The organism is Paenibacillus sp. FSL R7-269 (assembly GCF_000517865.1).
Taxonomy (GTDB): Bacteria; Bacillota; Bacilli; order Paenibacillales; family Paenibacillaceae; genus Paenibacillus_AQ.
On the sequence record NZ_ASPS01000057.1, the window covers coordinates 24,259 to 50,851 of the forward strand.

28 protein-coding genes and 1 other annotated feature are annotated in these 26,593 nt (G+C 52.1%); all 28 genes read left to right on the top strand.

Annotated features, from left to right (window positions below; genetic code table 11):
- The first annotated feature begins 98 nt into the window (after positions 1 to 98).
- The gene (locus C162_RS24920) at positions 99 to 1,280 is read left to right on the top strand and encodes a glycosyltransferase family 4 protein (RefSeq protein ID WP_036698963.1); all 1,182 of its coding nucleotides are present in this window, start codon (positions 99 to 101) and stop codon (positions 1,278 to 1,280) included.
- 174 nt (positions 1,281 to 1,454) lie between these two features.
- Positions 1,455 to 2,642: a glycosyltransferase gene (locus C162_RS24925; protein WP_036698965.1), complete on the top strand. Its 1,188-nt coding sequence runs from the start codon at positions 1,455 to 1,457 to the stop codon at positions 2,640 to 2,642.
- A gap of 76 nt (positions 2,643 to 2,718) precedes the next feature.
- Positions 2,719 to 4,074, top strand: coding sequence for an SPOR domain-containing protein (locus tag C162_RS34620; protein WP_051493906.1), 1,356 nt, complete (start codon positions 2,719 to 2,721; stop codon positions 4,072 to 4,074).
- Positions 4,075 to 4,301: 227 nt separating this feature from the next.
- Entirely contained in the window at positions 4,302 to 4,547 is a 246-nt protein-coding gene (locus C162_RS24935; RefSeq protein ID WP_036698966.1) for a DUF4321 domain-containing protein, read from the top strand.
- A 36-nt stretch (positions 4,548 to 4,583) separates the two neighbouring features.
- Positions 4,584 to 5,186, top strand: a complete 603-nt coding sequence (locus tag C162_RS24940) for a Maf family protein (protein WP_036698967.1) — start codon at positions 4,584 to 4,586, stop codon at positions 5,184 to 5,186.
- Positions 5,187 to 5,212: 26 nt separating this feature from the next.
- Entirely contained in the window at positions 5,213 to 5,902 is a 690-nt protein-coding gene (radC, locus tag C162_RS24945) for a RadC family protein (RefSeq protein ID WP_036698968.1), read from the top strand.
- Between the two features lie 39 nt (positions 5,903 to 5,941).
- Positions 5,942 to 6,976, top strand: a complete 1,035-nt coding sequence (locus tag C162_RS24950) for a rod shape-determining protein (RefSeq protein WP_036698969.1) — start codon at positions 5,942 to 5,944, stop codon at positions 6,974 to 6,976.
- A gap of 67 nt (positions 6,977 to 7,043) precedes the next feature.
- Positions 7,044 to 7,913 (top strand): rod shape-determining protein MreC, encoded by an 870-nt coding sequence (gene mreC / locus C162_RS24955; RefSeq protein ID WP_235218519.1) that lies wholly within the window; start codon positions 7,044 to 7,046, stop codon positions 7,911 to 7,913.
- Complete coding sequence (gene mreD / locus C162_RS24960) at positions 7,913 to 8,443, top strand: rod shape-determining protein MreD (protein WP_083678233.1); 531 nt, start codon at positions 7,913 to 7,915, stop codon at positions 8,441 to 8,443. The genes mreC and mreD overlap by 1 nt, the downstream gene beginning before the upstream one ends.
- Before the next feature lie 81 nt (positions 8,444 to 8,524).
- The gene (minC, locus tag C162_RS24965; protein ID WP_036698972.1) at positions 8,525 to 9,184 is read left to right on the top strand and encodes a septum site-determining protein MinC; all 660 of its coding nucleotides are present in this window, start codon (positions 8,525 to 8,527) and stop codon (positions 9,182 to 9,184) included.
- A 5-nt stretch (positions 9,185 to 9,189) separates the two neighbouring features.
- Positions 9,190 to 9,984 carry a septum site-determining protein MinD gene (minD, locus tag C162_RS24970; RefSeq protein WP_036698975.1) on the top strand — a complete coding sequence of 265 codons (795 nt, stop codon included), beginning with the start codon at positions 9,190 to 9,192 and terminating at the stop codon, positions 9,982 to 9,984.
- 166 nt (positions 9,985 to 10,150) lie between these two features.
- Positions 10,151 to 11,017 carry a M23 family metallopeptidase gene (locus C162_RS24975; RefSeq protein WP_036698977.1) on the top strand — a complete coding sequence of 289 codons (867 nt, stop codon included), beginning with the start codon at positions 10,151 to 10,153 and terminating at the stop codon, positions 11,015 to 11,017.
- The gene (locus tag C162_RS24980; protein WP_036698979.1) at positions 11,010 to 11,852 is read left to right on the top strand and encodes a M50 family metallopeptidase; all 843 of its coding nucleotides are present in this window, start codon (positions 11,010 to 11,012) and stop codon (positions 11,850 to 11,852) included. Before C162_RS24975 ends, C162_RS24980 begins: the two co-directional genes overlap by 8 nt.
- Positions 11,853 to 11,885: 33 nt before the next feature.
- Positions 11,886 to 13,127: an Rne/Rng family ribonuclease gene (locus C162_RS24985; RefSeq protein ID WP_036698981.1), complete on the top strand. Its 1,242-nt coding sequence runs from the start codon at positions 11,886 to 11,888 to the stop codon at positions 13,125 to 13,127.
- A gap of 105 nt (positions 13,128 to 13,232) precedes the next feature.
- Positions 13,233 to 13,318 (top strand) — a sequence feature (ribosomal protein L21 leader region).
- A gap of 14 nt (positions 13,319 to 13,332) precedes the next feature.
- Positions 13,333 to 13,644 (top strand): 50S ribosomal protein L21, encoded by a 312-nt coding sequence (gene rplU, locus C162_RS24990; RefSeq protein WP_036698983.1) that lies wholly within the window; start codon positions 13,333 to 13,335, stop codon positions 13,642 to 13,644.
- Between the two features lie 12 nt (positions 13,645 to 13,656).
- Positions 13,657 to 13,992 (top strand): ribosomal-processing cysteine protease Prp, encoded by a 336-nt coding sequence (locus C162_RS24995; RefSeq protein ID WP_036698984.1) that lies wholly within the window; start codon positions 13,657 to 13,659, stop codon positions 13,990 to 13,992.
- A 17-nt stretch (positions 13,993 to 14,009) separates the two neighbouring features.
- Entirely contained in the window at positions 14,010 to 14,321 is a 312-nt protein-coding gene (gene rpmA / locus C162_RS25000; protein ID WP_020429282.1) for a 50S ribosomal protein L27, read from the top strand.
- Positions 14,322 to 14,560: 239 nt separating this feature from the next.
- Complete coding sequence (locus C162_RS25005; RefSeq protein ID WP_036698985.1) at positions 14,561 to 15,301, top strand: Spo0B domain-containing protein; 741 nt, start codon at positions 14,561 to 14,563, stop codon at positions 15,299 to 15,301.
- 15 nt (positions 15,302 to 15,316) lie between these two features.
- Positions 15,317 to 16,624: a GTPase ObgE gene (gene obgE, locus C162_RS25010; protein ID WP_036698986.1), complete on the top strand. Its 1,308-nt coding sequence runs from the start codon at positions 15,317 to 15,319 to the stop codon at positions 16,622 to 16,624.
- 225 nt (positions 16,625 to 16,849) lie between these two features.
- Entirely contained in the window at positions 16,850 to 18,025 is a 1,176-nt protein-coding gene (locus tag C162_RS25015) for an SPFH domain-containing protein (protein WP_036698987.1), read from the top strand.
- Between the two features lie 5 nt (positions 18,026 to 18,030).
- A complete protein-coding gene (locus C162_RS25020; RefSeq protein WP_036698988.1) occupies positions 18,031 to 18,771 on the top strand; it encodes a hypothetical protein in 741 nt (246 codons plus the stop codon).
- Positions 18,772 to 18,786: 15 nt separating this feature from the next.
- On the top strand, positions 18,787 to 19,542 hold the full coding sequence (locus C162_RS25025) for a hypothetical protein (protein ID WP_036698989.1): 756 nt from the start codon (positions 18,787 to 18,789) through the stop codon (positions 19,540 to 19,542).
- A gap of 271 nt (positions 19,543 to 19,813) precedes the next feature.
- Complete coding sequence (locus tag C162_RS25030) at positions 19,814 to 20,251, top strand: ACT domain-containing protein (protein ID WP_036698990.1); 438 nt, start codon at positions 19,814 to 19,816, stop codon at positions 20,249 to 20,251.
- 8 nt (positions 20,252 to 20,259) lie between these two features.
- The gene (locus C162_RS25035) at positions 20,260 to 21,546 is read left to right on the top strand and encodes a homoserine dehydrogenase (RefSeq protein ID WP_036698991.1); all 1,287 of its coding nucleotides are present in this window, start codon (positions 20,260 to 20,262) and stop codon (positions 21,544 to 21,546) included.
- Positions 21,547 to 21,610: 64 nt separating this feature from the next.
- Positions 21,611 to 22,591, top strand: coding sequence for a homoserine kinase (gene thrB / locus C162_RS25040; protein WP_036698992.1), 981 nt, complete (start codon positions 21,611 to 21,613; stop codon positions 22,589 to 22,591).
- The gene (gene pheA, locus C162_RS25045) at positions 22,588 to 23,475 is read left to right on the top strand and encodes a prephenate dehydratase (RefSeq protein WP_036698994.1); all 888 of its coding nucleotides are present in this window, start codon (positions 22,588 to 22,590) and stop codon (positions 23,473 to 23,475) included. The genes thrB and pheA overlap by 4 nt, the downstream gene beginning before the upstream one ends.
- A 4-nt stretch (positions 23,476 to 23,479) precedes the next feature.
- On the top strand, positions 23,480 to 24,361 hold the full coding sequence (gene ilvE / locus C162_RS25050) for a branched-chain-amino-acid transaminase (RefSeq protein WP_036698996.1): 882 nt from the start codon (positions 23,480 to 23,482) through the stop codon (positions 24,359 to 24,361).
- A gap of 214 nt (positions 24,362 to 24,575) precedes the next feature.
- A complete protein-coding gene (locus C162_RS34625; protein ID WP_051493907.1) occupies positions 24,576 to 26,120 on the top strand; it encodes a LysM peptidoglycan-binding domain-containing protein in 1,545 nt (514 codons plus the stop codon).
- Positions 26,121 to 26,593 lie beyond the last annotated feature (473 nt).

Below are 26,593 nucleotides of genomic sequence, written 5' to 3' on the forward strand. Positions count from 1 at the left end.
ATTTTTGCTGAAACGGTACAACCTGAATTTGGGTAATAGATCCTAGATGTCCCGGGCCGTCCAGGGCAATTGATCAATGGAAAGTAGGAGAACAAGCCATGAAGGAGCCGTTGCTATTCATTTCCGCAGAGAATCCATATCCGCAGGATAGCGGGGGCAAGCTGAGAACAGGCAATATTCTGAAGCTTCTGCTCGCCAAATATGAGGTGGAGCTTATCACCTATGCCAACCCCAGGAAGACAGGGACGCCGGAGGAACTTCCGCCACTTACGGTACATGAAGTAGAGCGTACGGTCAGCTACCGCAGTGCGCTTCTCCGTTCCCTGTATACCTGGCGGAATTGTTCTTATATGAGCCATGTCGATGTGGACATGAAGGCTAAGATTATAGAGCTCTGCAGCCGGAAGTCCTATGGTCATGTATTTATTTCGCACAGCCTGCTGGGCTGCTGCATCGATATTGTACAGCGCTGCCTGCCTGACACTGTGATCATTACCGATGCGCATAATTTCGAGAGCGGATTGTCTGCACAGCTGGCAGGCGGGAAAAAGGGGATCGCCAAAGTCTATTATTCCCTTAATGCTGTATGGACGCGCCAGGATGAGCTTAAGCTGATGGATAAGACTAATCTGCTGCTGACCACTTCGGAAGAGGATGCTCTGGCCTTCAAGGCACTGGCCCCCAGCCAGTCGCAGAAAGTCCATGTCATTCCCAATTTCATACGCATGGAGGATTACCGGGCCAAGACGCAGTTGTCCAAGGAAAAGTGGATTATTCTTCCGGGTAATATGAACTACTTCCCCAATATTAACGCAGCCCTCTACTTCTACCGTGAGGTATATCCTCTGGTTAAGGCAAGGGTACCGGACATCAAGTGGTATATTGTCGGACGGGATGTGCATCCTGAGGTAGCGGCGCTGGCCTTGAAGGATTCCTCTATCGTCATCACCGGGTATGTGTACAGTGTGGCAGATTATATACGCAAGGCGCAGGTGGTCATAGCTCCGCTCCTGGAAGGCAGTGGGACACGGCTGAAAATTCTGGAGGCCTGGGCGCTGAGGACCCCTGTCGTATCCAGTTCCAAAGGGGCAGAAGGGCTGCTCTATGAGCATTCACAGAATATTATGATTGCCGATGACCCGGTTTCCTTTGCCGATAGTGTGACACTGCTGCTTCAGGATCATGAAAGAGGAGTAGTGCTCGCGGACCGTGCATACGAGACTCTGCTGGCAAATTATGAGGCGGAAAGTGTCAAGGATAAGCTGCTTCGTCTGGTCTGAAGGGATAGGGAAGGTAAAAAAATATTTTTCCCCATAAATCGACAACCTTCTCAGGAGGACTGCGTTACTATAGATCTACATCGAAAGTTTCACATTTCTGGGCTGGATGTCATCCGGCCTTTTTTGTTTCGTACACATTCATACACATTTACATAGAACCAAGGAGCTATAGCCATGAGAGAGAGAATGTTGTTCCTTTCCGCCCGGAGTCACACGCCGGAAGACCGGGAGGGAGACATCAGAACAAAAAATTTCCTTGATATGCTGCTGGAGCGGTTTGACATTGATCTGCTGGAGTATTGCCACCACCGCCGCGAGACGCAGATTTTGCGCAGTCCTGCCCTGACCGTGCATCAGGTGAAGCGGCCTGCGTCCACCCGCAGAAGCCTGCTGTTTCCGCTGAACAGGCTCCGCAAGGATGCCTCGGTGATCGGCAATGACAAGTCGCTGCGGGCAGTAATTACCGAGATGTGCAGCCAGCACGACTACAGCCATGTGTTTGTCTCGTATGCGATGCTCGGCAATGGGCTGGATCTGGTCGCCTCACTGCTTCCCGGAGCCGTTATCGTCACAGACGCTCGCCGTGCCGGTGGCATACGGGTGCAGAGCCGGGCGGCTGGCAAGCGGGGAATCAGCACAGGCTACCGCAAACTGAATGATGCGCTGATCCGCCGGGAAGAGCGCCGGTTAATGAACAAGACCAGCCTGCTGCTGGCTGCTTCAGAAGAAGAGGCACTGTCCTTTAAGGCGGTATCCTTTGCTGATGCAGGCAAGGTGCATGTAGTTCCGCCGTACATTGATCTGAGCGAGCCTCCTTATGCGGCTGCCGGAGATACTGTCAAGGATAACTCCATTGTTCTGCACTGGGACATGCATTCCACTGACGGTAAGAATGCAGCACTGCTGTTCTTCAAGAAGGTATATCCGCTGATTCAGGCGGCAGTGCCGGATATCCGCTGCTGCATTATCAGTAGTGAGGTGCATGCAGAGGTCGCAGCTGTCGTCCAGAAGGACTCTTCTATTCTAATCATCAGCGAAGCTATACAGACAGCTGATTATATCCGCATGGCCAGAGCTGTGGTTACCTCATGCTGCGAGGACTGCGGGAGTCAGAGCAGCATTCTGGAGGCCTGGGCCCTCCGTACTCCGGTGGTCAGCAGCCTGAAGGGCTCGGAGGAGCTGATCTGCGAGCCGGGGCGAAATATTCTGCTGGCAGGAACAACGGCTGGCACTGCCGATCATCTGATCAGGCTGCTAACGACGCCGGAGCTTGGCTCCATTATTGCTAATCAGGCCTACCGGACGCTCAGCAAACATTATGCCGCAGACGGTGTGAAGGCGAAGCTGCTTAGTCTGGTGTAAATATATTAAAATAGCATATCTCTCTCGCATCTTTCATATCTATCAGTATAGAACTGAAGATCGCGAGGTGAGGGTATTGAATAACGGAAGAATGACATTCCGCTTCGACGGGGACCAGGGTAGACAGCGAACAGAGACGGTAGAGCGCCGGGCGGTGAACGAAACCGGTATAGTTCTGGAGGACAAGGAGACTGACAAGGTCCAGCGCGGGGGAGTTAAGACATCCTCCTATTCCAAGGCCGATGAATATATTGTGGATCTGGCCAAGGTGGAGTTGCCCCGGTCAGTAGAGGCAGCTTACATGAAGCCCCCAGGCTCTGGCCGCCGGAAAATGAAAGCTCCTGAGGATAACTATGATTTGGGGCTGTATTCTGTTGTCCGTCCTGCTTCTGCAAGGAATCTATGGGAACAGAGTGAAGATTCGGAGGAGCATTCCTTCTATGGAGGGTCAGATGAAGAAGGACTGCATTCAGCAGATGACTACTACCCGCTGCATGACGATAACCGTGAATCTGCTACAGACAGTTATGATCAATCCGGCGCTCAAGGGGATAGCTACGGCGGCTCTTATCATACCCGCCGCCCCTCGTATTGGTGGAAGTTCGCACTGTCCATCGCTGGAGCACTGGGAACGGGAATTCTGCTCGGATACGCAGCCCTGTCGTTCATCATAGGAGGGTCGGGAGAGAATGGTAAAGCTGCCGGCAATGCGGCGGTTAAGACGGGAATCACTCAGGGGCAAACGGCGGCAAACGGCGGTACACCGGCAGACATAACGGGTGTGCCTGCTGAGCAGATGGGAGAAGCGGTGATCGCACAAATTCCGGTTCAGGTTGCCCCGCAGAGCTATTATCTACTGCAATATGGTGTCTTCAGTACACCGGCAGGAGCGGAGCAGGCCCGGCAGGAGCTGCTGGCCGCAGGCCTTGCCGCAGGTCTTGACCCGGCAGACGGCAACCGTGTGTACGCCGGAATGTCTCCTGATCGTGAGCAGGCCAAGCTGCTCAGCAATGGCCTAAAGGGGCAGGGCATCGAGCTGTACGTGAGAGAAGTGGCCCTGCCAGCTGTGAATCAGGTCCGTTATACCGGAACGGCGGTGGCGGTGGACAGTTACTTCACACTCAGCAGCAAGCTGTTAAGCGAGCTGAGCAGCTTGTCTGCTTCCCTGCTTGGCGGGGGGAGCAGCGGAAACGCTGGCGGAGAGGTAAGTGATCTCCATATGCAGTGGACCCAGGCGGTCAAGGCGCTGGAGCCGGGCCTGACCCCGGAAGGGCAGAGAATCGCTGACGGGCTGGAGAAATCCATGAGCCAGGGAATAGCCGCCTTGAACGAATACAGCAAGAATAAAGCGGAGGGGCTGCTCTGGGAGGTGCAGGAGGCCATGATGAGCTTCCTGACCGGCCAGAAAAGCCTGTTGTCCGCCATGAGCTGACAACTGAGGCGTAAAGCGCCGCTGACTATAGGCTTAATAAATGATCCCCCGTACCAGGCGTATGCCCGGCGGGGGATTGCTATATTTCCAGAGGTAATCCTGTGGTGTGATAAAATCCGCAGGCTGCTTACGTGGTAAACATTCCCTGGATGGATTTTGAGTTTGTATTGCACTCCGTTTCACCGTATAATAATTAGGGTGTCAAAAAATGGCGAGGGAAGACTTGAATGAAGAAGAAAAATGTAGGAACACTGCTGTTATTTCTTATTCTAGGCTGGCTGGCCGGAGCCTGGATTGCCAAGCTGCTGGAACCTGTACAAGCTCTGTCTTTTCTTACAGCTTCGACTGTTCTCAAGTGGTCGCCGCAAGCCGATTTAGACATCATAACCTATGACATCACAATCCATTTGAAACTGTGCCTGCTCAGTCTTGCCGGAATTATTACAGCCGTATGGCTGTACCGCAGGCTGTAGCCTTAGCTGGCAGCATCAGGAAGGGACGTAATTACAGTGGAGCATGACAATTCGCGGCATATTATTCTGGCCTCAGGTTCGCCGCGGCGGCGTGAGCTGTTAGCCTCGCTTGGACTGCCTTTCGAGGTGCTGTCCAGCGATGCTGATGAGAGTACACCGCCCGAATGGAGCCCTGAAGCTATTGTACGGAATCTGGCTCTGCGTAAGGCAGAAGCTGTGATTCCTGTTGCCGGAGACCGTGATGCCGTTATCATCGGCAGCGACACGATTGTTGTGCTTGACGGAATGGTGCTCGGCAAGCCAGCGGATGAGCAGGACAGCGCCAGAATGCTGGGCATGCTGCAAGGCCGGACGCATCAGGTATACACCGGGGTGGCCTGCATCGGTTCCGCAGAGGGACGTACCCTGGTAGATCATAGGGTAACCTCTGTAACTATGAGAGCAATGAGCGAAGAGGAAATCTCCGCTTACATAGCGACCGGGGAGCCTGCCGACAAAGCCGGCTCTTACGCGATACAAGGACTGGGAGCCACCCTGGTGGAAGAAATTGAAGGCTGCTATTTTAACGTGGTCGGGCTGCCGCTGTCACTGCTGAGCGGTATGTTGTCCGGGTTTGGCATTTCGGTGCTGAACCGGTAAGGGTAGCCGAAGAAAGAAGGTTAGGGATGGAGTCGCAAACATTTATGCTGCGTGACCTCCCCCATGAAGAACGACCACGAGAGCGCTTGATGCATTATGGGGCGGAATCATTAAGTCAAGCGGAGCTTCTGGCTATTCTGCTGCGCACAGGTGCGCACCGTGAATCTGCCCTTCTTATCGCCCAGCGGCTCTTGAGCCATGCAGGCGGTCTCCGCGGACTGGCGGATCTGAGCATTGAAGAATTGACAACAATCAACGGCATCGGCCCTGCCAAGGCCGTGCAACTCAAAGCAGGCATAGAGCTGGGAAGACGCATGGCGAATTCCCGGCTTACCGAACCGGTCATTATCCGCAGTCCCCAGGACGCGGCGGAGATTCTGACCGAACAGCTGCGTTATTTGCAGAAGGAGCATTTTATCTGCCTGTTCCTGAATACGAAGAATCATGTTATTGCGCAGGAAACATTGTCCATGGGTAGCCTTAATGCCTCCATTGTGCATCCCCGCGAGGTGTTCCGGGCAGCCATGAAATGCAGCAGCGCAGCAATTATATGCGCACATAATCATCCGAGTGGTGATCCTACGCCGAGCCCTGAAGACATCTCCCTGACCTCTAGGTTGATGCAGGCAGGCGAAATTGTCGGCATTGATGTACTGGATCATCTGGTGATCGGAGACAGCAGCTACGTAAGTTTGAAAGAGAAAGGCTACATGTAATACAATTGTCTAGATTCACATGGAAAAGGAGCATACAAGATGTTAGGTGGTTTTACGAAAGACTTAGGAATTGACTTGGGGACAGCGAATACGCTTGTCTACGTGCGCGGTAAAGGGATCGTTGTCAGAGAGCCGTCCGTGGTAGCCATTAATACAGATAGCAAGACGATTGAAGCCGTAGGGGAATCTGCCAAAAAAATGATCGGACGCACGCCGGGCAACATCCGTGCCATCCGACCAATGAAGGACGGGGTCATCGCTGATTTCGATACTACAGCAACTATGATCAAATATTTCATCCGCCAGGCCCAGAAGCAGCGCTCGATGTTCCAGCGCCATCCGAATGTCATGGTGTGTGTGCCCTCCGGAATTACAGCCGTTGAACAACGTGCGGTAGAGGATGCTACGAAGCAGGCCGGAGCACGGGAAGCTTACATTATCGAGGAGCCATTTGCTGCTGCCATCGGTGCAGATCTTCCGGTATGGGAACCAACCGGCAGTATGGTTGTAGATATCGGCGGCGGAACTACCGAGGTTGCTGTAATCTCACTCGGCGGTATTGTTACCAGCCGTTCTGTACGCGTGGCTGGGGATGATGCGGATGAGTCTATCATCCAATACATCAAGCGTCAGTATAACCTTATGATCGGTGAACGCACCTCCGAGCAGCTCAAGATGGATGTGGGCTCTGCCCTGCCGCTTGAGAAGGCTGAGACGATGGAGATCCGCGGACGCGATCTGGTAACCGGTCTGCCGAAGACGCTGACCATTACCTCCGATGAAATCTGCGAAGCTCTGTCCGATACTGTGAATGCGATTGTTGAAGCCGTGAAGGTTACGCTGGAGAAATGTCCGCCGGAGCTGGCCGCTGATATTATGGACCGCGGCATTGTGCTTACGGGCGGCGGTGCGCTTCTGCGCAACCTGGACAAGCTGCTGGCGCGCGAGACCGGAATGCCGGTGATTGTGGCCGAGAATCCGCTGGACTGTGTTGCGATCGGCACAGGCAAGGCGCTGGAGAATATCCACTTGTTCAAGAGCCGCAGCAGTTCGGGTCTCCGCTCCAAACGCTAGGAACATGCGGACTGTGAACGTCAATCCCTGAGGTTGGAGAAATACGGTTATTAGAGGGTGCTCGAGATTGTTCAAGCTGTTTAACAATAAACGACTGTTTATATTGCTGATTACGCTGGTTACGTTTATCGTTCTGATGGGCTTCAGCCTGGGGCAGAGAAAGACCCTGTCCTGGCCGGAGAACTTCCTCAGAGATACGACCGGATTCGTGCAGAAATTGTTCTACAAGCCCGCTGGATACGTAGCGGGCTTCTTCCAAGATATCGGCACTCTGAATGAGCTGGCCGAAGAGAACAAGCAGCTTAAGATTCTCGCTGCACAGTACGCCCGGGATAAGGCGCAGTTAAATTTTATTAAAGCTGAGAATGAGGGCTACAAAAAGGATCTTAAATTTACGGAAGCCCAAAAAAACATGTATAAATATGAATATCTAATCGCCAATGTTGTCAGTGTAACGACAGAATCAGGCAATAATACCCTTGTCATTGATCTTGGGGAGAAGGATGGCATCCGGCTGAATATGTCTGTAACTTCTGTCGAGGGCCTTGTAGGAGTCATAAGTAATGTAAGTAAATTTACCTCTACTGTGAAACTGATGACAATGATGGATAGCAAAGACCCCAACTCACAGCCTCCTATATCGGCAACCGCTGTTAACAAGGAAGGCAAGACCTTTGGGATGATTGAGAGCTACGACCAGCAGACCGGAATGCTGCTGATGAACAAAATCCCCGTAGGCGATCCGATTGCCGAGGGTGATATGATTATTTCGTCTGGCGGCGGGGGGATGTATCCCCGTGGAATGACAATCGGCAAGGTGGAAGAAGTCAAGGTAGGACAATACGGGTTCACCTCTACAGCGATTATCAAGCCGGCGGCAGGATTCCAGGACTGGAAGGAACTCTTCGTTGTCTATACGGAGGAGCGTGTAGAATAGTGAGGATGCGCAGACCTGTCCTGGTACTTTTGTTATTCATTTTATTTATTCTGGAAGGCACAGTGCTTCCCTGGCTGATTCCTGACGGCTGGCAGATGCGGATTATTCCTAATCTCGTCTTCATCGTCATTCTGTTTGTAACGGTATACCATCACCGGCATACTGCACTTATTCTGGGCTTGTCGTTCGGTATGCTGCATGATGTGGTCTTCTATGGCCGCATACTGGGTGCTCATTCCTTCGCTATGGGTTTATCTGCGTACCTGATCGGGCTGATATTCCAGATTCCCCGCGCTCCGCTGCCGCTCATGATGACAGTGGTGCTGCTGGGCAGTCTGCTGGAGGACAGTATTCTTTTTGCCATTTATAATGTGTTTAATCTAAGCCAGGAGCCATATAATTGGGCGCTCTTGCATTATATGCTGCCTACCATGCTCATTCATTTTGCTGCAGGCCTGCTTGTCTACATTCCGCTCCGGCGACAGCTGGAGCTGCTGAAGAAAGAGACGCTTGATGAGGAAGCTGCCTAAGTGGCAGCGGTATTTTCTTATCGCCCAAAGAAGGAGTTTGCCCGGCCCGGCACGAATGAATGAGGATAGGGGGACAGGCATATGACAGTTAAATCCAAGCACGTAAGGATTAAGGGCATCAAGGATGGCCTGGTATTCCTGCTAGACGACAAGTGTCCCTTTGAAGATCTCTTAAGCGAGCTTCGCTACAAGCTGGAGCACAGCCATCAAAATATTCTGACCGGACCGATTGTGCATGTGGATATTAAGCTGGGCAACCGTGCTGTTACTGAAGAAGATAAAGAAGCGGTACTGGAGATCCTCAAGAGTCAGGGAAATCTGTTAATCCGTTCGGTTGAAGCTATTGAAGATCCTGAAGAGAAGGATACGGAAGCCTTGTTCATGATGAGCGGAATGCTCCGCTCGGGCCAGGTGCTGCATCATGAGGGCAATCTGCTGTTCCTTGGCGATGTGAATCCGGGAGGCACGATTACCTGTTCAGGAGATATCTATATTCTTGGAGCACTCAAAGGAATGGCACACGCCGGAATCAACGGTAACCAGGAGGCCATTATTGCCGCTTCTCTCCTAGCGCCTACCCAGCTCCGGATTGCTGAGATTATTAGCAGACCGCCGGATGAATGGGGAACCCGGGAGAGCAGTATGGAATTTGCCTATTTATCAGGCGGTGCTATGCAAATCGACAAAATTCATAATATAGTGAAGTTACGTCAGGATTTAAATGTGTTTAAAGGGGTGTAGCCTCCATGGGAGAAGCGATTGTCGTAACCTCGGGTAAAGGCGGAGTTGGCAAGACAACTACAACAGCCAACATTGGGACCGCACTTGCCCTGCAGGGCAAAAAAGTATGTCTGGTGGACACGGACATTGGACTGCGGAATCTGGATGTTGTCATGGGGCTGGAGAACCGGATTATCTATGATCTGGTCGATGTGGCAGAGGGCCGCTGCCGGCTGAATCAGGCGCTGGTCAAGGACAAGCGCTTCAATGAGCTGTACATGCTGCCCGCTGCCCAGACCAAGGACAAGACTGCAGTTACACCGGAGCAGGTGAAGGATATCATTCTGGAGCTCAAGAAAGAGTACGAATATATTCTGATCGATTGTCCGGCCGGCATTGAGCACGGCTTCCGCAATGCGATTGCCGGTGCCGACAAAGCAATTGTCGTCACCACTCCGGAGCATGCTGCGGTGCGGGATGCGGACCGGATTATCGGTCTTTTGGAGCAGTCATCGGTGGAATCTCCGAAGCTGGTGGTCAACCGGATTCGTCAGACCTTGATCAAGTCAGGGGACATGCTTGATATTGAAGACATTCTGCAGGTGCTTAATATCGATCTGATCGGGATTGTACCCGATGATGAACAGGTCATCCGGGCGGCGAACAACGGCGAGCCCACCGTGATGAACCCGGACTCCTTAGCTGCGATAGCCTACCGTAATATTGCCCGGCGTATTCTTGGCGATGCGGTGCCGCTGATGCAGCTTGATCAGAAGACGGGCGCCTTCAAAAAGTTTAAGAAATTTTTTGGAATGGGCTGAATCCCGGCCACGCACTTATACATGACAATCTTCTGTTAAGAGCCCGCTGCTGAGAAATCACCGGCGGGCTTATTTTTGTTGTGCAGTAACTTGGACAGGGCTTGTTCTAAAGCGGCTTCCGCCACTCATAAAATGGAAGTAAAACAAGCCCGCCGGAGGGATCAATATGAAATACCCGAGAGAGTCCAAGAACCGCCGCAAGAAACGTATACAAAATCTGCTGGAGGAGAAGCCGGCAGCCGGGGCAGCACCAGCATCAGAGCGGTTCCGTCTGCCAGGCAGTCCTCCCTCATTCAGAGAATGGGGGGCTGGGGACAGGAATGAATTTGACTCTTCTCCTGAGCCTGACCCTGAGACGATGTGGAAACAGCAGCGTAATCACTGGGAAGATGGAGATGGCAGGGGACCGGGGCAGGGATTCCGTGCTGGTCTGCTGCGGCGGACGGTGGCCAGTCTGTTGGTCTTCGGCGCTGTATGGGGCATTTTTGCCGTGCAGAAGCCGTGGGCAGTGAAGGCGCAGTACTTTATTACAGACATCCTCAGCAATGATATGGATTTTGCAGCGGCACAGGTGTGGTACGAGGAACATTTCAATGGAGCCCCGTCCTTCATTCCCATTTTCGGAGATGAACAGGTACCAGCGGAGAAGGTGACAGCCGCTCATGAGCTTAGCGCTCCGCTTACAGGAAGCATTGTACGTCCCTTTGCTACTACGCTTAATGGCATTGAAATTATACCGGCAGACGATTCAAGTGCCAGCATCACGGTGAAAAGTGTAGATACGGGCCGTATCCTGGCCGTTTCGAAGGAAGCCCGGGGAGGCATCCGTATTACGGTCCGCCACACCGGGGAGATCACGGCAGAATACGGTCATTTGAGCGGGACACGGCTCGCGGTGGATGACTGGGTACAGAGCGGAGACGAAATAGGCTGGATTCAGGGGATGGAGGATGCCCGGGTCCCGTTGCTATTTTTTGCAGTTATGAAAGACAAGACTTATATTGATCCGGCCGAAGTGGTATCGTTTGATTAGGGTCTGCGGCATTGAATTGTCACTGCATCCGCTCTTCGTGCTGATTCTCATGGTATCCGTGCTTACCGGACAGTTTCTGGAGCTGCTCACCTTGTTCCTGATCGTATTCATTCATGAGCTTGGACATGTATGTGCGGCGCTATTGGCCGGCATTACCGTCAGATCGGTGGAGCTGCTGCCCTTCGGCGGCGTTGCGGTTATAGAGGATCATGGGCGGCTTACGGCTGTCCGTGAGATCGGGATTGCCCTGGCCGGTCCGCTGCAGAACGGAATTATGATTCTGATGGCGCTGGCGCTTAAGCAGGTGGAGTATGGAAATATCGCCTATCTGGATTATTTTATCGGAGCCAATGCAATGATCGCTCTGTTCAATCTGCTCCCGGTGCTTCCGCTGGACGGCGGCAAAATCCTTCAGGCAGCCCTGAGTCTGCTGCTTCCGTATTATTACACGCTGCTGTGGACCGGCAGAGTCAGCATTGCGGCCAGCCTGCTTGTGATAGGTTTCGCTCTGCTTCCGCTTGGGAACGGGGATGGTCTCCGGCTTAACCTCCTCATGATCGGAGCGTTTCTGCTCTATTCTAATTGGACGGACCAGCGCAATTTGCCGTATCGGTTTGTCGGGTTTTTGATGAACCGTGAGCGGATTTATGAGCGGTATCTAGTGGCGGAGAACATTGCCCGCCCAATAGTTGCCTCGCTCGCGAAACCTTTGGATGAGATATTGCGTCTATTTAAACGTAACCATTATCATTATATCTATGTGATGAACAACGATAGGGATATCGTAGCCGTTGTGCCGGAGCAGCGACTGATTGCTTCGTATTTCGGAAAGTAACAAGCGAGATTGATTCAAACCAGAGGTGAAGCCATGAAACAAATGATCGTTCACTGTACACAGCATATTACCCGAATGGCACTTCTGGAGAACGGGAGGCTGGTGGAATATGCGGCTGAACGCGATCAGCAGCAGGGTCTGGTCGGGAGTTATTATAAAGGCCGGGTAATGAATGTGCTGCCTGGTATGCAGGCGGCCTTTGTAGATATCGGACAGAAAAAGAATGCGTTCCTATATGTAGACGATGTATTGCATCCCCATCTGGACAAGCAGCCGGCCGTCAAGCCTTCGATTGAGACGCTGCTGCAGCCCGGTCAGGAGATTGTTGTTCAGGTGAGAAAAGAACCGCGGGGCGGCAAGGGCGCGCGGGTAACCACGCATTATACGCTGCCCGGACGCTGGATGGTGTACATGCCCTTTGCCGAATATGTCGGGGTCTCTAAGAAAATATGCCGGGAATCCGAGCGCAGCCGGCTTAAAGGCATAGGCGAGCGGCTGCGCCAGGGTGAGGAAGGACTCATTATGCGCACCGTCTCCGAGGATGAGCCGGTGGAGGCCGTGGAGGGAGATCTGGCTTTTCTGCGGGCGCAGTGGGAAGTGATTACCCGGCGTTCCAAGGAAGTGGAGGCACCGGCTCTGCTGCACTGTGATCTGAGCATCGTCCAGCGGTTCATCCGGGATGCCTTCAATCCGCAGCGTGATGAGCTGTTGATTGATTCGGCTAAGGCGGTTAAGGAAGCGGAAGCTTTCCTGACGGATATGGCTCCTGAAGGGTACAAGCCTGTGGGATTCTACAGGGGACAGGAGCCCATTTTCTCTGCTTACGGGGTGACGGATCAGTTGCACAAGAGCTTCAGCCGTAAAATCATCCTCGAAGGCGGCGCTACGCTGATCTGGGACGAGACAGAAGCCTTGACTGTGATTGACGTTAACACAGCACAGTACACTGGCGGGACCAACCTTGAAGATACTGTAACACGGACTAACTTGCTGGCTGCGGAGGAGATCGGGCGGCTTGTCCGGCTCCGGGATACGGGCGGTATTATCATTGTTGATTTCATTGATATGGAGCGGGAAGAGCACCGCAGGCAGGTGACGGACAAGCTGGAGAGCATTATCAGCCGGGACCGGACCAAGACGCATATTCTCGGCTGGACCCATCTCGGTCTGCTGGAGATGACCCGTAAGAAGGCCAGACATGATTCCGCCGGATTTGCCCCGGTAATCTGCCAGTGCTGCGGCGGTACAGGCAAGGTTGGGACTTGGCTGGAGTAGGGAAGTGAAGATCGGAGCCAAAGCTCTATTTTTGTGAGGGGATATTGACTTGGGCTGATATGTATGATAATATCTTCAAGTATGTGTTTGGTTGTTCCATTCCTGCACATGCTGTAACCGCTCCGATCGGGTAGATGAAGCGTAATTCCTCCGGGGATTGCCACCTTGACTAGGCGAGTCTGAGACATGAGGAGGTGCAAGTACAATGTATGCAATTATCGAAACTGGCGGTAAACAATACAAAGTCCAAGAGGGCGATGTTTTGTTCATTGAGAAGCTGGAAGCTGAAGACGGCGCAAGCGTAACGTTTGACCGTGTCTTGGCTGTTTCTAACGAAGGTGGTTTGACTGCAGGAACTCCGCTGGTAAGCGGCGCGTCTGTAACAGCCAAAGTCGAGAAGCATGGTAAGGGACATAAGGTTGTAGTTTACAAATACAAACCTAAGAAGAACTACCACAAGAAACAAGGCCATCGTCAACCGTACACCAAAGTAACTATCGAGAAGATTCAAGCGTAAGAAGGTGCGTTAATGATTAACGTGCGGATTACACGGGCTTCTGCTCAGGGTGTCATTGTCGGTTTTGCCGTCAAGGGGCATGCGGAATACGCAAGGAATGGCAGGGATATCGTCTGCGCGGGTGTTTCGACGGTTACCGTTGGAACTGTGAATGCGATTGAGAGCCTGACCGGAGTGGTTCTGGATACTTCGATGAAGGATGGATTCTTAAGCGGAACTCTAGTTCCCGTGAATGATCCCGAAGTTTCCGCCAAGGTACAGCTCTTGCTGGAATCCATGGTGCTGATGCTCAAGGATATTGCTAAATCCTACAGGAAATATATTCAGATACAGGAAGTCATCATTTGAAGAAGGAGGTTGACAACATGTTGAAATTGGATCTTCAATTATTCGCATCGAAAAAAGGTGTTGGTTCCACAAAGAACGGACGTGATTCCCACTCTAAGCGTCTTGGCGTGAAACGGGCTGACGGTCAAGCAGTAACCGGCGGCAACATCTTGGTTCGTCAGCGCGGAACCAAAATCCACCCGGGCACGAACGTGGGCATCGGTAAAGATGACACACTGTTCGCACTTGTGGACGGCGTAGTGAAGTTCGAACGTTGGGGACGCGACCGCAAAAAAGTGAGCGTGTATCCGGTGGATGTCGCTCCGGTAGCAGCGGCACTGGAAGCGTAAGCTTACGGAACCTATGAAGATGAGAAGCCTCCGGCATCAGTGCCGGGGGCTTTTTTTGAAATTGTTTCAGGGTCCACGCAAAGTACCTGAGTAAGCATCGAAGCTTAAGCCTCACTTTGTGGGGGATTCTGGTGATTGCGGAGAAAGCCTGTGTTATACTGGGAAATGGTGAATATGAAGCAAGATAAGCAGTGCTTACATTGGAATCAATTTTGCGAACCAAGGGACGGGGAGAAAGAATGAAATCCTGGAAAAGTAAGGTCTGGGCAGTCATGTTATCCGCAGTGTTTCCTTTAGGTCTCGTGTATTGGCAAACCTCCCTTTTCACATGCCTGCTGCTCGGAGTCTGGGTAGCCGGAGTGCTTGCATTCAGCTTTGTTTACAACCGGCGTCAATATGAAGAGGAACTGCGTATACAGGAGAACACTCTGCAGCAGGCGGCAAACCGGACACTGAATCATCATCGTCATGACTGGATGAATGATCTGCAGGTGCTTTACGGATATATCCAGCTGGGCAAGCCTGATAAATCCGTACAATGTGTGGAAAGAATAAAGGAGCGTATTGCGCTCGACAGCCGTATAGCCAAGTTAGGAGTGCCTTCCTTGGTATTCTATCTGCAATCCTTCCGTACGTTCAGAAGCAGTCTGGAGCTGGACATACAGGTGGAGGAAGGGCTCCAGCTGGAGGACAAGCTGAGTCCTGAGGTAGGGGTTGAGCTGACTTCAGTAATTATGCAGACGGTCAGGGCGTACCAGTACAGCGGAATAACACAGCATGGAGACACGCGGAAGCTTGAGCTCAGCTTTTCACAGGAGGGAAGGGACATTCTGATCTCTTTCAAAGGTGAGGGAGAGCAAGATAATCCCGAACTGCTTCAGGGGCAAATTTATAATATAGTACAAGGAAAAATCATGAAGGCGGAGCAGGTTCAGCCTGCTAAGGGTTATATGGAACTGCGGTTACCGCTGGAGATGTAAGGAAGGTGAACATTTATGTTCGTAGATAAGGCTAAGATTTATGTAAAAGGCGGCGACGGCGGGGATGGTCTCGTAGCGTTTCGCCGTGAGAAGTATGTACCGGATGGCGGTCCAGCCGGTGGTGATGGAGGCCGTGGGGGAGATGTAATCTTCCGTGTAGACGAAGGCCTGCGTACCCTGATGGATTTCCGTTATCAGCGGCACTTCAAGGCCGATAAGGGAATCAAGGGCCGCAACAGGAGTCAGCATGGGGCGAACGCCGAGCATATGATCGTGCGGATTCCACCTGGAACGGTGTTGATTGATGATGATACCCAGGAGATCCTTGCCGACTTAACCCGTCATGGACAACAGGTTGTAGTGGCCCGCGGCGGCCGAGGCGGCCGGGGGAATACCCGGTTTGCGACGGCGAACAATACCGCGCCGGAGCTGGCTGAGAATGGGGAAGAAGGTCAGGAGCGTTACATCGTCATGGAGCTGAAGGTCATGGCCGACGTAGGCCTTGTAGGCTTCCCAAGCGTGGGTAAATCTACACTGCTGTCGGTCGTATCTGCTGCCCAGCCGAAGATCGGAGCGTATCACTTTACCACCATTACCCCGAATCTGGGTGTAGTGGATGTTGGAGACGGCCGCAGCTTTGTAATGGCGGATCTGCCTGGACTGATTGAAGGCGCGAGTGAAGGGGTGGGCCTGGGACATGAATTCCTGCGCCACGTTGAACGCACGCGTATCATCATTCATGTCGTGGATATGTCCGGCTCGGAAGGCCGTGATCCTTTTGAAGACTGGGTACTGATCAACGATGAGCTGAAGCAGTACAATGCGGCGCTGATTGACCGTCCGCAGATCGTGGCGGCGAACAAGATGGATATGCCTGAATCCGAGGAGAACCTGGCTTCCTTCCGTGAGCGTGTCGCGGAGCTTCGTCCGGACCTTGAGATTATGCCGATCTCTTCCCTGACCCGTCAGGGCGTTCAGGAGCTGCTCTACCGTGCTACAGATATTCTTGACAGTATTCCTGTGGCTCCGGTGGTTGAAGAAGTCGCTGGCAAAGAGCGCAAGGTGTATAAGCTGGAAGCAGAAGAGGATAACTCATTCACGATTACCCGTGACAACGAGGCGTTTGTAGTCAACAGTCCGCGGATTGAGCGGATGATTAAGAGAATGCAGCTAAGCACACATGATGCCATTCTTAGGCTGGCCCGTACTTTGCGTCACATGGGTGTGGACGCCGAGCTGCGCAGACGCGGCGCTGTCGAAGGCACAATCGTGCGCATTGCTGATTTTGAATTCGAATTTGTCGAGAACAGCAGCTACTATTAATAGAGAAGCAAGTATACCGGCTGTATCTTCCGAGAGGGGGATGCGGCCTTTTTTAATGGGAGTCAGGTGGGCTTCACAGAGGGTTTAGCCATTTATACTAATAAAGTTTTCTTTATATATCTGGATTAATTTACTACAATCATTATATAAGAGATGTTAAGTTGAATCCAAAGGATGTAATCTGCGTATATCATACATACCTGTCAGGAAAGAGGGAATGGACAGATGGCAATTATTGAAGTAGTCAAATATGACGGACCTCCGGGTGTCTTCGCCTGGAAGTATCCGAATCAGGAGCTGGGGACCTGGACACAGCTGATTGTGAATGAATCCCAGGAAGCTATTCTGTTCAAGGGTGGAGAGGCGCTGGATTCCTTCACAGCCGGACGCCATACTTTAAGCACAGCGAATATTCCGATTCTGTCGAATGTGGTGAACCTGCCGTTCGGCGGCAGGTCTCCGTTCACCGCAGAGATATGGTTTGTGAACAAGCTGAACTCCATGAATGTTAAGTGGGGGACCAGTGCACCGCTTCAGCTGCAGGACCCCAAGTACAAGATCATGGTAGCGGTCCGTGCCTTTGGGCAGTTTGGCGTGCGGATCGAAGATCCCCGCAAATTCCTGCTGAAGCTGGTAGGGACGCTGCCAGTCTTTGATCAGGATACAATGATCAATTATTTCCGCGGCCTGTTGATGTCCAATATTAATGAACTTATTTCTTCTTATCTGGTGCACAAAAAAATCAGCATCCTGGAGATCAACGCCTACGTGGTTGAAATCTCCAAGCATATTCAGGGGCGTTTGTCCTCCTCGTTCCTGGATAACGGTATTGAGCTTAATAATTTTTATATTGACTCGATCAATATTCCCGATGATGATCCGGCAACCCGGCGTCTCAAGGAAGCCTTGGCCAAAAAAGCGGAGATGGACATTATCGGCTTCACCTACCAGCAGGAACGGAGCTTCGATGCTATGGAGGAGGCGGCAGGCAATCCGGGCAATGCAGGCGTGGGCATGATGAATGCGGGACTGGGGCTCGGTATGGGCTTTGGGCTGGCCGGACCTGCGGCTGAGATAGCCACCCGGATGACCAGGAGCATGTCCCTGGACGGCAGTACGGGCAGCCAGCCGGCACCTGCTGCTTCTAAATCCTGCTCGGGCTGCGGAACCCTTAATCCGGCAGACGCACGCTTCTGTACCGGCTGCGGCCGCAGTCTGCAGCCCCCGCCGGAGGCGGAGAATAAGGTATGCCATAGCTGCGGCAAGGCAGTCATCCCTGGTGCCAAATTCTGTCCGCATTGCGGAGAAGGCCTGATCCTGAAGTGCGCAGGCTGTGGGCATGAGCTGAAGTCTGGACAGAAATTCTGTCCAGAGTGCGGTACCAGAGCGGCTAACGGGTGAACAGAATGCAGAGGTCATATACAGGTCTTATCACTGGCATTTATGTTGCTATTCTGGCAGTTACTGCGGGTACCTTCTTCACATTTGGATTCATGGAATCGCTGCTGCGCTTCGTAGTGACACTGCTCGCTATATGTATGGCAGAGACTGTGGTTTACGTATATTGCATGCTATGGCTGCGCCGTGCTCCTGAAGCGGGCCGGACTTCACCGGTATTCATCAGCGGAGCTGTAATTATAGCCTTCTATCTGGCTGCGGTACTTGCTTCGGCTATTCTGCTGGACTGGATTCTGGAGCTGAGTCCGCTCTGGTATGCGGGAGAGCAGTTGCTTATCCTCATTATAGCTGCCCTCGTACTTGCAGCTACAGCCGGGTATGGCTGGAATGCGGCCTTCGGGGAGCGTAATGCTGCGGACGCTTCGCGCAGCCTGCGTAGTCACATGCAGGAGCTGCATGAGATCAGAGGGATTGCCGGCAGCTGGAAGCATCCTGAGGCAGGCAGGCTGGTGGAGCTGATTGAGGCTCTGGAGGAGAAATTCCGCTATAGTGACCCGGTATCAAGACCGGGATTGTATGCAACGGAAGACATCATTAGGCAGCAGATCTCTCTGCTGCATGACCATGTAGCTTTGCTGCTTGTCCTGAAGGAGCTGCCAGCCAGCTGGGACACGGAGACAGAGGAATTAACCGAGAGTATTGCCGGCACGCTCCAGCGGCGTAACCTGGAGCTGGCGGGGCTTAAATAGGAGGAGTAGACAGCAATGGGGATAGGGAATCAGCCGGGCGGACTACTGCCGGGCCGGGAAGGGCAGCCCTCTGATAGTCTGCCTAAGTATGAGCGGACCACTTTTGATGTTGTAACTATCGGCGCCGGGTATTTGTTTATGCCGCTCGGACTTGTGCTTGCGCTGATACGCATAATCACGACCCATTACAAAAATTACCGCAAGTCTGTCAATTATAGTCTTTTATTCCATGCATTTGTAGGAGGGTTCCTGCAAATGATGGGAATTGTCGTAATTTCCATCTTCAGTGATGACGCGATGGACACCACCACATTGATATCAGGTTTGATCTTCGTAGGTTTGGTGCTGCTCCTTCCCGCCTCTGCATTCGCTAGAAGCGCAGCCAAAGCCAGATTCCGCTTCTCGCAGCTCGCTAATCAGTATGTACATCTGATCAGGGTGGAGAGAGTCCGCTATACCGGGAATCTGGCGGACCGCACCGGGCAAAGTGAAGGGGATGTGAACAGAGACCTTCTCTATCTACAGAAGTACGGGGTCCTGGACTCCGGGCTTCTCTTCCATGAGGGAGCGGATGCAGCGCCCCAGGCCCAGGCGGGACAGGCAGCCGTATCGCCTTTCACGCCGCCTGCAGGGCAGCCGTCCTATCAGCAGCCTAGAGCGCAGCAGCTTCCGAAATCGGTACGCTGTCCCGGCTGCGGGGCACAGAATACAGTAGCTCCCGACCAGTCCACTAGCTGTGATTACTGCGGGACGACCATTGCTTACGGCTGAACGAGCGCGGCAAATATAACATTTTTTTGATTTCTGCAAGTGAAGGCTGTTCCTCCTAGATTGTAGGGGGGACAGCCTTTTCCGAAATATAAGCATTTATATGTTTCACGCTATAAATGATCTTTCTATTTCTCGCTGAACCGGTACCGTCCTTTTAAAAGGACGGTACCGGTTCCACTTGCTTGTTTGCAGAAAGTTATTGCAATAAAAGCCTTCAATCCCGTATAATGTCCACTATGTACATACAAAAGTCTTTGGGGTGAGGACGTTCGTGAAAGAACGCTATTATTTGGTCCGGGAGGACATATTGCCCGATGCGGTGCTGAAGACCATGCAGGTCAAACAGCTGCTGGAAGCAGGAGATGCCAAAACCGTACACGAGGGCGTGGAACAGGTTGGGCTTAGCCGCAGTGCTTTTTATAAATACAAAGATGGGATACACTTAATTCATCAGCTGGAGCGCGAGCGCATTGTGACGATCTCGATTGATCTGGAGCACGAGTCGGGCATGCTGTCCAAGGTGCTCGGTTCTGTGGCTGTTCACGGGGCGAATGTGCTGACAATCCATCAGAGTATCCCGCTGCAAGGGCGGGCTAACGTGGTGATCTCTGTCGAGATCTCCCATCTGAATGAAGAGCTGGGCGACTTGCTGGACAGTCTCAAGGCAATTCCCGGTGTGAAGCGTGCGTTAATTATTGGTCAGGGGTGAGAATACGAATGAAGCCGGTTAGAGTAGGTCTGCTGGGTCTGGGTACTGTGGGTACGGGCGTTGTCCGTATTGTGGAAGGAAATCAGGAGGATTTGAGCAGCCAGGTGGGCTCGCCGATCCTTATTGAACGTATTGCCGTGAAGAATACAGAGAAGCCGCGTGATATCGAAGTGGATCCGTCCAAGATTACCGATGATCCATGGGCCGTTATCCGTGACCCGGAGATTGATGTGATTGTTGAGGTCATGGGCGGGATCGCAGGCACGAAGGAGTACATTCTGGAGGCACTGGAGCGCGGCAAGCATATCGTAACAGCCAATAAGGACCTGATGGCCCTGCACGGCTCGGAGATTCTGGCGAAGGCGCAGGAGAAGCAGTGCGATGTGTTCTATGAGGCAAGTGTGGCGGGAGGTATTCCGATTATCCGCACCCTGATTGAAGGTTTTTCCTCGGATAAGATCATGAAGATTATGGGGATCGTGAACGGGACAACCAACTACATTCTCAGCAAAATGAGCCAGGAAGGTGCGTCTTACCTCGACGTACTGCAGGAAGCGCAGGAGCTGGGGTATGCCGAGTCTGATCCGACCTCCGATGTGGAGGGGCTGGATGCGGCCCGCAAGATGGCCATTCTGGGCACGCTGGGCTTCCGGACCAATGTGGAGCTGAGCGATGTCAGTGTAAGCGGAATTTCCGGCGTCAGCAAGGAGGATATAGCTTTTGCCAAACGGCTGGGGTACGAGATGAAGCTGCTCGGAATCGCTGAACGCCAAGATGAAGCATTCAGCATTAGCGTTCAGCCGACGATGATCCGTACGAACCACCCGATTGCCTCCGTGAACGGCGTGTTTAATGCGGTATATGTATATGGTGAGGCTGTAGGGGAGACGATGTTCTACGGTGCGGGGGCAGGGGCGATGCCTACGGCAACCTCGATTGTGGCGGATCTGGTGGCGGTTATCAAGAATCTGAAGCTGGGTGTCAACGGGCTTAAGCAGATTGTGCCATATAAGCAGAAGAAGCTGAAGAGTGATGAGGATATTTTCTACAAGAACTTCCTCCTCCTGCACGTAGATGACAAGGCCGGTGTGCTGGCGAAGATTACTCAAGTGTTTGCCGAATATGATGTCAGTCTAGATTCCGTAGTGCAGCAGGCCAATACTAATAATCCGGATGCAGAAATCATTATTGTAACGCACAATGCCAGCAAGGCGAGTATGAATAAAGTAATGCGGCATTTAGAGCAATTGAACGTCATTCACCGCATCAAAAGCCATTACCGTGTAGAAGGTTAAATATCGCAGGCGTCCATAGAACATTGGGCTTGCGCGCAAATATAATGAAGGAGATTTACCCGCCATGAGTATTTACGGAAGGTCTAGAGTGAAGGTCCCTGCCAGTACCGCCAATCTCGGTCCGGGCTTCGATACGCTGGGCATGGCTCTGTCGCTGTATGCCTGGATTGAAATGGAGGAAGCGGCTGAAACGGTGTTTCATCTGTATGGAGATGAGATGGCTGGTCTTCCCCGGGACAAAAGCAATCTGCTCTACAAGGTTGCGCAAATGGTCTTTGCAGAGGCCGGGGTTCAGGTTCCGGAGTTGTCCATCTCCATGTATTCGGCAATTCCGCTGACCCGCGGGCTTGGCAGCAGTGCTTCGGCCATTGTTGGCGCGCTGGCTGCGGCGAATGCTATGATAGGTTCACCGCTGAGTCAGGCGAAGCTGTTCGATATGGCTACAGCGATCGAGAAGCATCCCGATAATGTTGGAGCCTCGCTCTTCGGGGGAATTATTACGGCCGTGTGGGACGGCGAGCATGCCGATTATATCCGGATCGAGCCTCCTCGGGAGCTTGAAGTGCTTGTGGTCATCCCTGAATTCGAGCTGGAGACTGTCAAGGCAAGAGGCGTGCTGCCGGCGGAGGTTACAATGAGCGATGCTGTCCACAACATCAGCCGTACCTCACTGCTCACCGCAGCGTTAGCCGCAGGACGGCTGGACCTGATGGGTACAGCGATGCAAGACCGGCTCCATCAGCCCTACCGTGCACCGCTGGTACCGGGGATGGAGAAGCTGCTGGCTGAAGCTCCGGGCCACGGCGCGCTGGGGATTGCGCTTAGCGGTGCAGGCCCGACTCTGTTATGTATGGTGGACCGCAGCGAGCAGCGGAAGCAGGAGCTGGAGCTGTTTTTGACTGAGACCATGCAGGAGAACGGAATCTCTGCCCGTACCGTATGGCTGTCCCCATGCACCACAGGTGTCACGGCAGAGCTGCTTGAAAGAAACGGGATGCAAAACGAATCATTTTTGGATATGATAAAAGGAGAATTACAGTCATGAAATCGATAGCGTTATTGCCTCAGGGCTCCGTCTCGCATGAAGCGCTGCTGCATTTATTTGGCGGTAACCCTGTTCATCTGGAGCATCATAAGCTCATCTCCGATGTCTTTCTGTCCACGGCCGGCGGAGTCACTGATTACAGTGTCATTCCGATTGAGAACACGATAGAAGGCTCGGTCAGCCTGCATATCGACTGGCTCATTAATGAAGTGAACCTGCCAATGCAGGCGGAGTGGATTTTTCCGTCGATACAGAATCTGATCAGCTGTCCGCAGGAATTCACGAAGGAGAACGGGGACAAGGATTATACGAAGATTGTCAAAATCTTGTCCCATCCGGTGGCTATGGCGCAATGCACGCAGTTCATCCGTAAGGCTATGCCCTGGGCTGAGCTGGAGTCTGTGGGAAGCACCTCTGAAGCGGTGGAGATTGTAAAAGGCAATCCCGGCAAAGGCTGGGCTGCTATCGGTACGGCGCTCGGAGCTGCTACACACGGGCTGGAGGTTGTGGAACGCCAGATTACAGATCATAATAACAATTACACGCGGTTTGTCCTGGTGGGCCCGCAGCAACTGGAGCTTCCACAGAAGAGCAGTGGAGACAAGACGAGTATTCTTGTTACGCTGCCCGAGGATTTCCCTGGTGCACTGCATCAGGTGTTGGCTGCTTTTGCCTGGCGTAAGCTGAACTTGTCCCGTATTGAATCACGGCCGACGAAGAAGAAGCTGGGTACTTATTATTTCTATATTGATGTGCTGGAACCGATAGAATCGGTACTCCTCCCGGGTGCGATTGAAGAGATCAAAGCCTTGGGCTGTCAGGTACGGATTCTGGGGTCCTATCCCACATACACCTATGAGGAAGAGAAAGCGGAGGTGCAGTAAGTTCATGGCTGAGCAATGGATCTATCTGGATGGACAACATGTAACGAAGGACAAGGCAATGGTGTCCGTATTCGATCACGGTTTTTTATATGGAGACGGAATCTTTGAAGGTATCCGTATTTATAACGGTAACATCTTCAAGTGCAAGGAGCATCTGGACAGGCTGTATGATTCGGCGAAGTCGATTATGCTGGACATTCCGCTGGCCTATGATGAGATGCTGGAGGCTATGGCCGAGACGATCCGCCTGAACGAAATGCGGGACGGGTACATCCGGCTGATCGTATCACGCGGTCCCGGCAACCTGGGTCTTGATCCGCGCCGTTGTCCCAAAGCAAGTGTAATCATCATTGTTGAGCAGTTAGCCATCTACCCGGAGGAGGCTTATATGAACGGACTTCGTGCCGTTTCGGTCTCCCAGCGCCGCAATCTCCCGGATGCCCTGAATCCGAAGATCAAATCGTTGAACTATTTGAACAATATTCTGGTGAAGATTCAGTCGAATCTGGCGGAAGCCGATGAAGCGATCATGATGAACGCCCAGGGTTATGTAACCGAAGGCTCCGGCGATAATATCTTCATTATCAAAAGAGGGGTAGTCTATACACCGCCTTGTTACCTGGGTGCCCTGGAGGGAATCACCCGTCTGGCGATCATTGAGCTGTGTGAGAAGCTGGGATTGCCGCTTAAGGAAGAGCCGTTCACCATGCATGATGTCTATATTGCCGATGAAGTTTTCTTCACCGGAACAGCGGCTGAAGTTATTGCTGCCCGTGAGATCGACGGCAGAGTCATTGGTTCCGGTCAGGCCGGACCGATTACCCTGCAATTGCTGGAAGAATTCCGCAATGTGGTTGATAAAGACGGCTATAAGGTTTGGGAATAGTACATTAGTTTCGTAGGAGCGAACAGAGAAAAATCCTTTCATGCCAAGCATGGAAGGATTTTTTTTGCATATAGGGATGTCATTCGCCCATGGGCTGCATAAGATGTAGTAACGAAGGAGGCGGCTGTACCGCAACTACCGAATCTGGAGGGCTATCATCCCTGAACCGGGGTGCAGTGCCGATCAATAGATACTTTTAGGAGGTAAATGCTGCGTGAAAATACACATTGTTAAGCAAGGTGATTCGCTGTTTGCGTTATCACAGAAGTATGGAGTGCCGCTGCAAAAAATAATCGAGGCCAATCCGCAAATCACCAATCCAGATGTGCTTGCGGTTGGAGACAAGGTTAAGATCCCGGCTGCGCCCGTAGCTCTGCCTGTTCCGGACAACAACGATATCTACTATAAGCATACAGTCAAGCAAGGCGATACTTTATGGAAGCTCTCCAAAGCTTGGGGAGTTACACTCAAGGATATGATTGATGCCAACCCGCAGCTTAAGAACCCTAATGCACTGATGACGGGTGAAGTCGTGAAAATCCCTAAGAAAGTCAGTACTTCTCCGATCCAGGCCCAATCCATCGATCCGGTAAAAGCTAATACGACCCCGATTCAGGCTCAGTCAACCGCTCCGGCAGTGGTCGATAAAACGGCGATTGGCGGTAAAACCTACACCGGTGTTATCGAAAAGCCGGCTCCTGCGCCAGCTCCTGCACCTGCTGCAGAAGCAGTCCCTATCCCGTTGGCGGTTCCTGCACCTAACCCTGCACCTAATAAAATGCCGGAAGTCAAGCCGGTTCAGGAAGTCGTCCATAAGAAACAAAGTTTGTATGTGCAAATCTCTGTTCCCGCGCAGGAAGAGAAAACCAAAGAAGTGCATCATAATAAGACAGAGGTCCAGCCTGCCGCCTGGGATGAGGGTAAAACCTCGCCATGGGGAAAGACCGATGGCTATCCCGGCCTCAGCGAGAATCCGTATTTCATGAATTATGCACCCGTGTATCCGATATATGAGCCAATGGCCAATATGGATATGAACAATATGAACAACATGAATAACATGAATAACGCTCCGAGTTATGCTCAGCCCGCAGCGTTTATGCCGGATTGCCCGCCGTTCTATGCTCAACCGGTTAATCCTTGTCCGCCTGGACAATATCCCGAAGCATGGTATCCTAATGCAGCACCGGATTATAACAATGTGAATATGTCTGCAGTCAGCCCTTTCAGTGACAATGCTGCGTTTGCTCCGCAGTACCAGAGTGAACAGGTCAATCTTCCATGGCCATCCTGCGGATGCGGCGCAATGTCGATTCAGCCCTATCCTTATGAGCAGCCGATGTATAACGGGTATCCGGTGTATGGCATGCCGCAGATGGGGATGGTTTCTCCTTATGCCGGAGGAATGAATGCCATGCCTAACGCAGTGTCACCGATGTATGAACCGCCTATGGTATCTAACATTCCACCATATCCTGCTTATCCGGGCATGGAGAACTTCGCTCACAACCGCGTACCTGAGATTCAGATTCCTGAGCCTGTAGTAGAGGAAGCGGAGGAGTTACCGGATAAGGGGCGCACTGAAGTCACAGCAGCAAAGGATACAAAACCAGGGAAGTCGAAACCGGCAGCGGCAAAAGCGAAAACCTCCAGCCAGGGTTCTGCCGCCAAGGATAAAGCCCACGCCAAGCCGCGTTCGAACTCTAGCGGACGTTCTAGTACAGCTAAAAAGAATCAGACTCCTTGGATTCCGAATTAAGAGAAGAGTCCCTAAGAGAGAGTGGCACATGCAGGTCCTGCTAGATGAGGGCCGGCATGTGCTTTTCGGGCAATGTTATGCAGGTACAGAGGCTTGTATAGGATATCTATGAAAGGCCATAGTACTATCTCAAAAATGGTATAAAATTAAGGGTTGTTAGCAGGTACATATCATGATATATTATATATCCAGTCGCAAGGCGGGTGCCTTGCAAGAAGATTGGACATGTTGCTCTCATGAATACACATTTCGCTTCATCGAAAATAAGTGTTGCATTCAGAAGAAGGATATGTTATATTATAAAAGTTGCTGGTGACGCGGTAAGCGGCGCTGACAACGAGCTTGATCTTTGAAAACTGAACAACGAGTGAGTATCTGGAGATCGCTTCGGTGAGATCCAAATTAGAGAATGTAAATTCTCGTCAGATGTTTCAAAATGAGCAATCGCTCTTTCTAAATACCAATTTGGAGAG

Coding starts and splice junctions, on each gene's coding strand:
- C162_RS24995 (WP_036698984.1), top strand. CDS start 13,657: ATGATTAACGTGCGGATTACACGGGCTTCTGCTCAGGGTGTCATTGTC.
- minD (WP_036698975.1), top strand. CDS start 9,190: ATGGGAGAAGCGATTGTCGTAACCTCGGGTAAAGGCGGAGTTGGCAAG.
- C162_RS24985 (WP_036698981.1), top strand. CDS start 11,886: ATGAAACAAATGATCGTTCACTGTACACAGCATATTACCCGAATGGCA.
- C162_RS24950 (WP_036698969.1), top strand. CDS start 5,942: ATGTTAGGTGGTTTTACGAAAGACTTAGGAATTGACTTGGGGACAGCG.
- thrB (WP_036698992.1), top strand. CDS start 21,611: ATGAGTATTTACGGAAGGTCTAGAGTGAAGGTCCCTGCCAGTACCGCC.
- C162_RS24925 (WP_036698965.1), top strand. CDS start 1,455: ATGAGAGAGAGAATGTTGTTCCTTTCCGCCCGGAGTCACACGCCGGAA.
- C162_RS25035 (WP_036698991.1), top strand. CDS start 20,260: ATGAAGCCGGTTAGAGTAGGTCTGCTGGGTCTGGGTACTGTGGGTACG.
- C162_RS24920 (WP_036698963.1), top strand. CDS start 99: ATGAAGGAGCCGTTGCTATTCATTTCCGCAGAGAATCCATATCCGCAG.
- minC (WP_036698972.1), top strand. CDS start 8,525: ATGACAGTTAAATCCAAGCACGTAAGGATTAAGGGCATCAAGGATGGC.
- obgE (WP_036698986.1), top strand. CDS start 15,317: ATGTTCGTAGATAAGGCTAAGATTTATGTAAAAGGCGGCGACGGCGGG.
- radC (WP_036698968.1), top strand. CDS start 5,213: ATGGAGTCGCAAACATTTATGCTGCGTGACCTCCCCCATGAAGAACGA.
- C162_RS24975 (WP_036698977.1), top strand. CDS start 10,151: ATGAAATACCCGAGAGAGTCCAAGAACCGCCGCAAGAAACGTATACAA.
- C162_RS24935 (WP_036698966.1), top strand. CDS start 4,302: ATGAAGAAGAAAAATGTAGGAACACTGCTGTTATTTCTTATTCTAGGC.
- C162_RS25005 (WP_036698985.1), top strand. CDS start 14,561: ATGAAATCCTGGAAAAGTAAGGTCTGGGCAGTCATGTTATCCGCAGTG.
- C162_RS25020 (WP_036698988.1), top strand. CDS start 18,031: ATGCAGAGGTCATATACAGGTCTTATCACTGGCATTTATGTTGCTATT.
- C162_RS25025 (WP_036698989.1), top strand. CDS start 18,787: ATGGGGATAGGGAATCAGCCGGGCGGACTACTGCCGGGCCGGGAAGGG.
- rplU (WP_036698983.1), top strand. CDS start 13,333: ATGTATGCAATTATCGAAACTGGCGGTAAACAATACAAAGTCCAAGAG.
- ilvE (WP_036698996.1), top strand. CDS start 23,480: ATGGCTGAGCAATGGATCTATCTGGATGGACAACATGTAACGAAGGAC.
- rpmA (WP_020429282.1), top strand. CDS start 14,010: ATGTTGAAATTGGATCTTCAATTATTCGCATCGAAAAAAGGTGTTGGT.
- pheA (WP_036698994.1), top strand. CDS start 22,588: ATGAAATCGATAGCGTTATTGCCTCAGGGCTCCGTCTCGCATGAAGCG.
- C162_RS25015 (WP_036698987.1), top strand. CDS start 16,850: ATGGCAATTATTGAAGTAGTCAAATATGACGGACCTCCGGGTGTCTTC.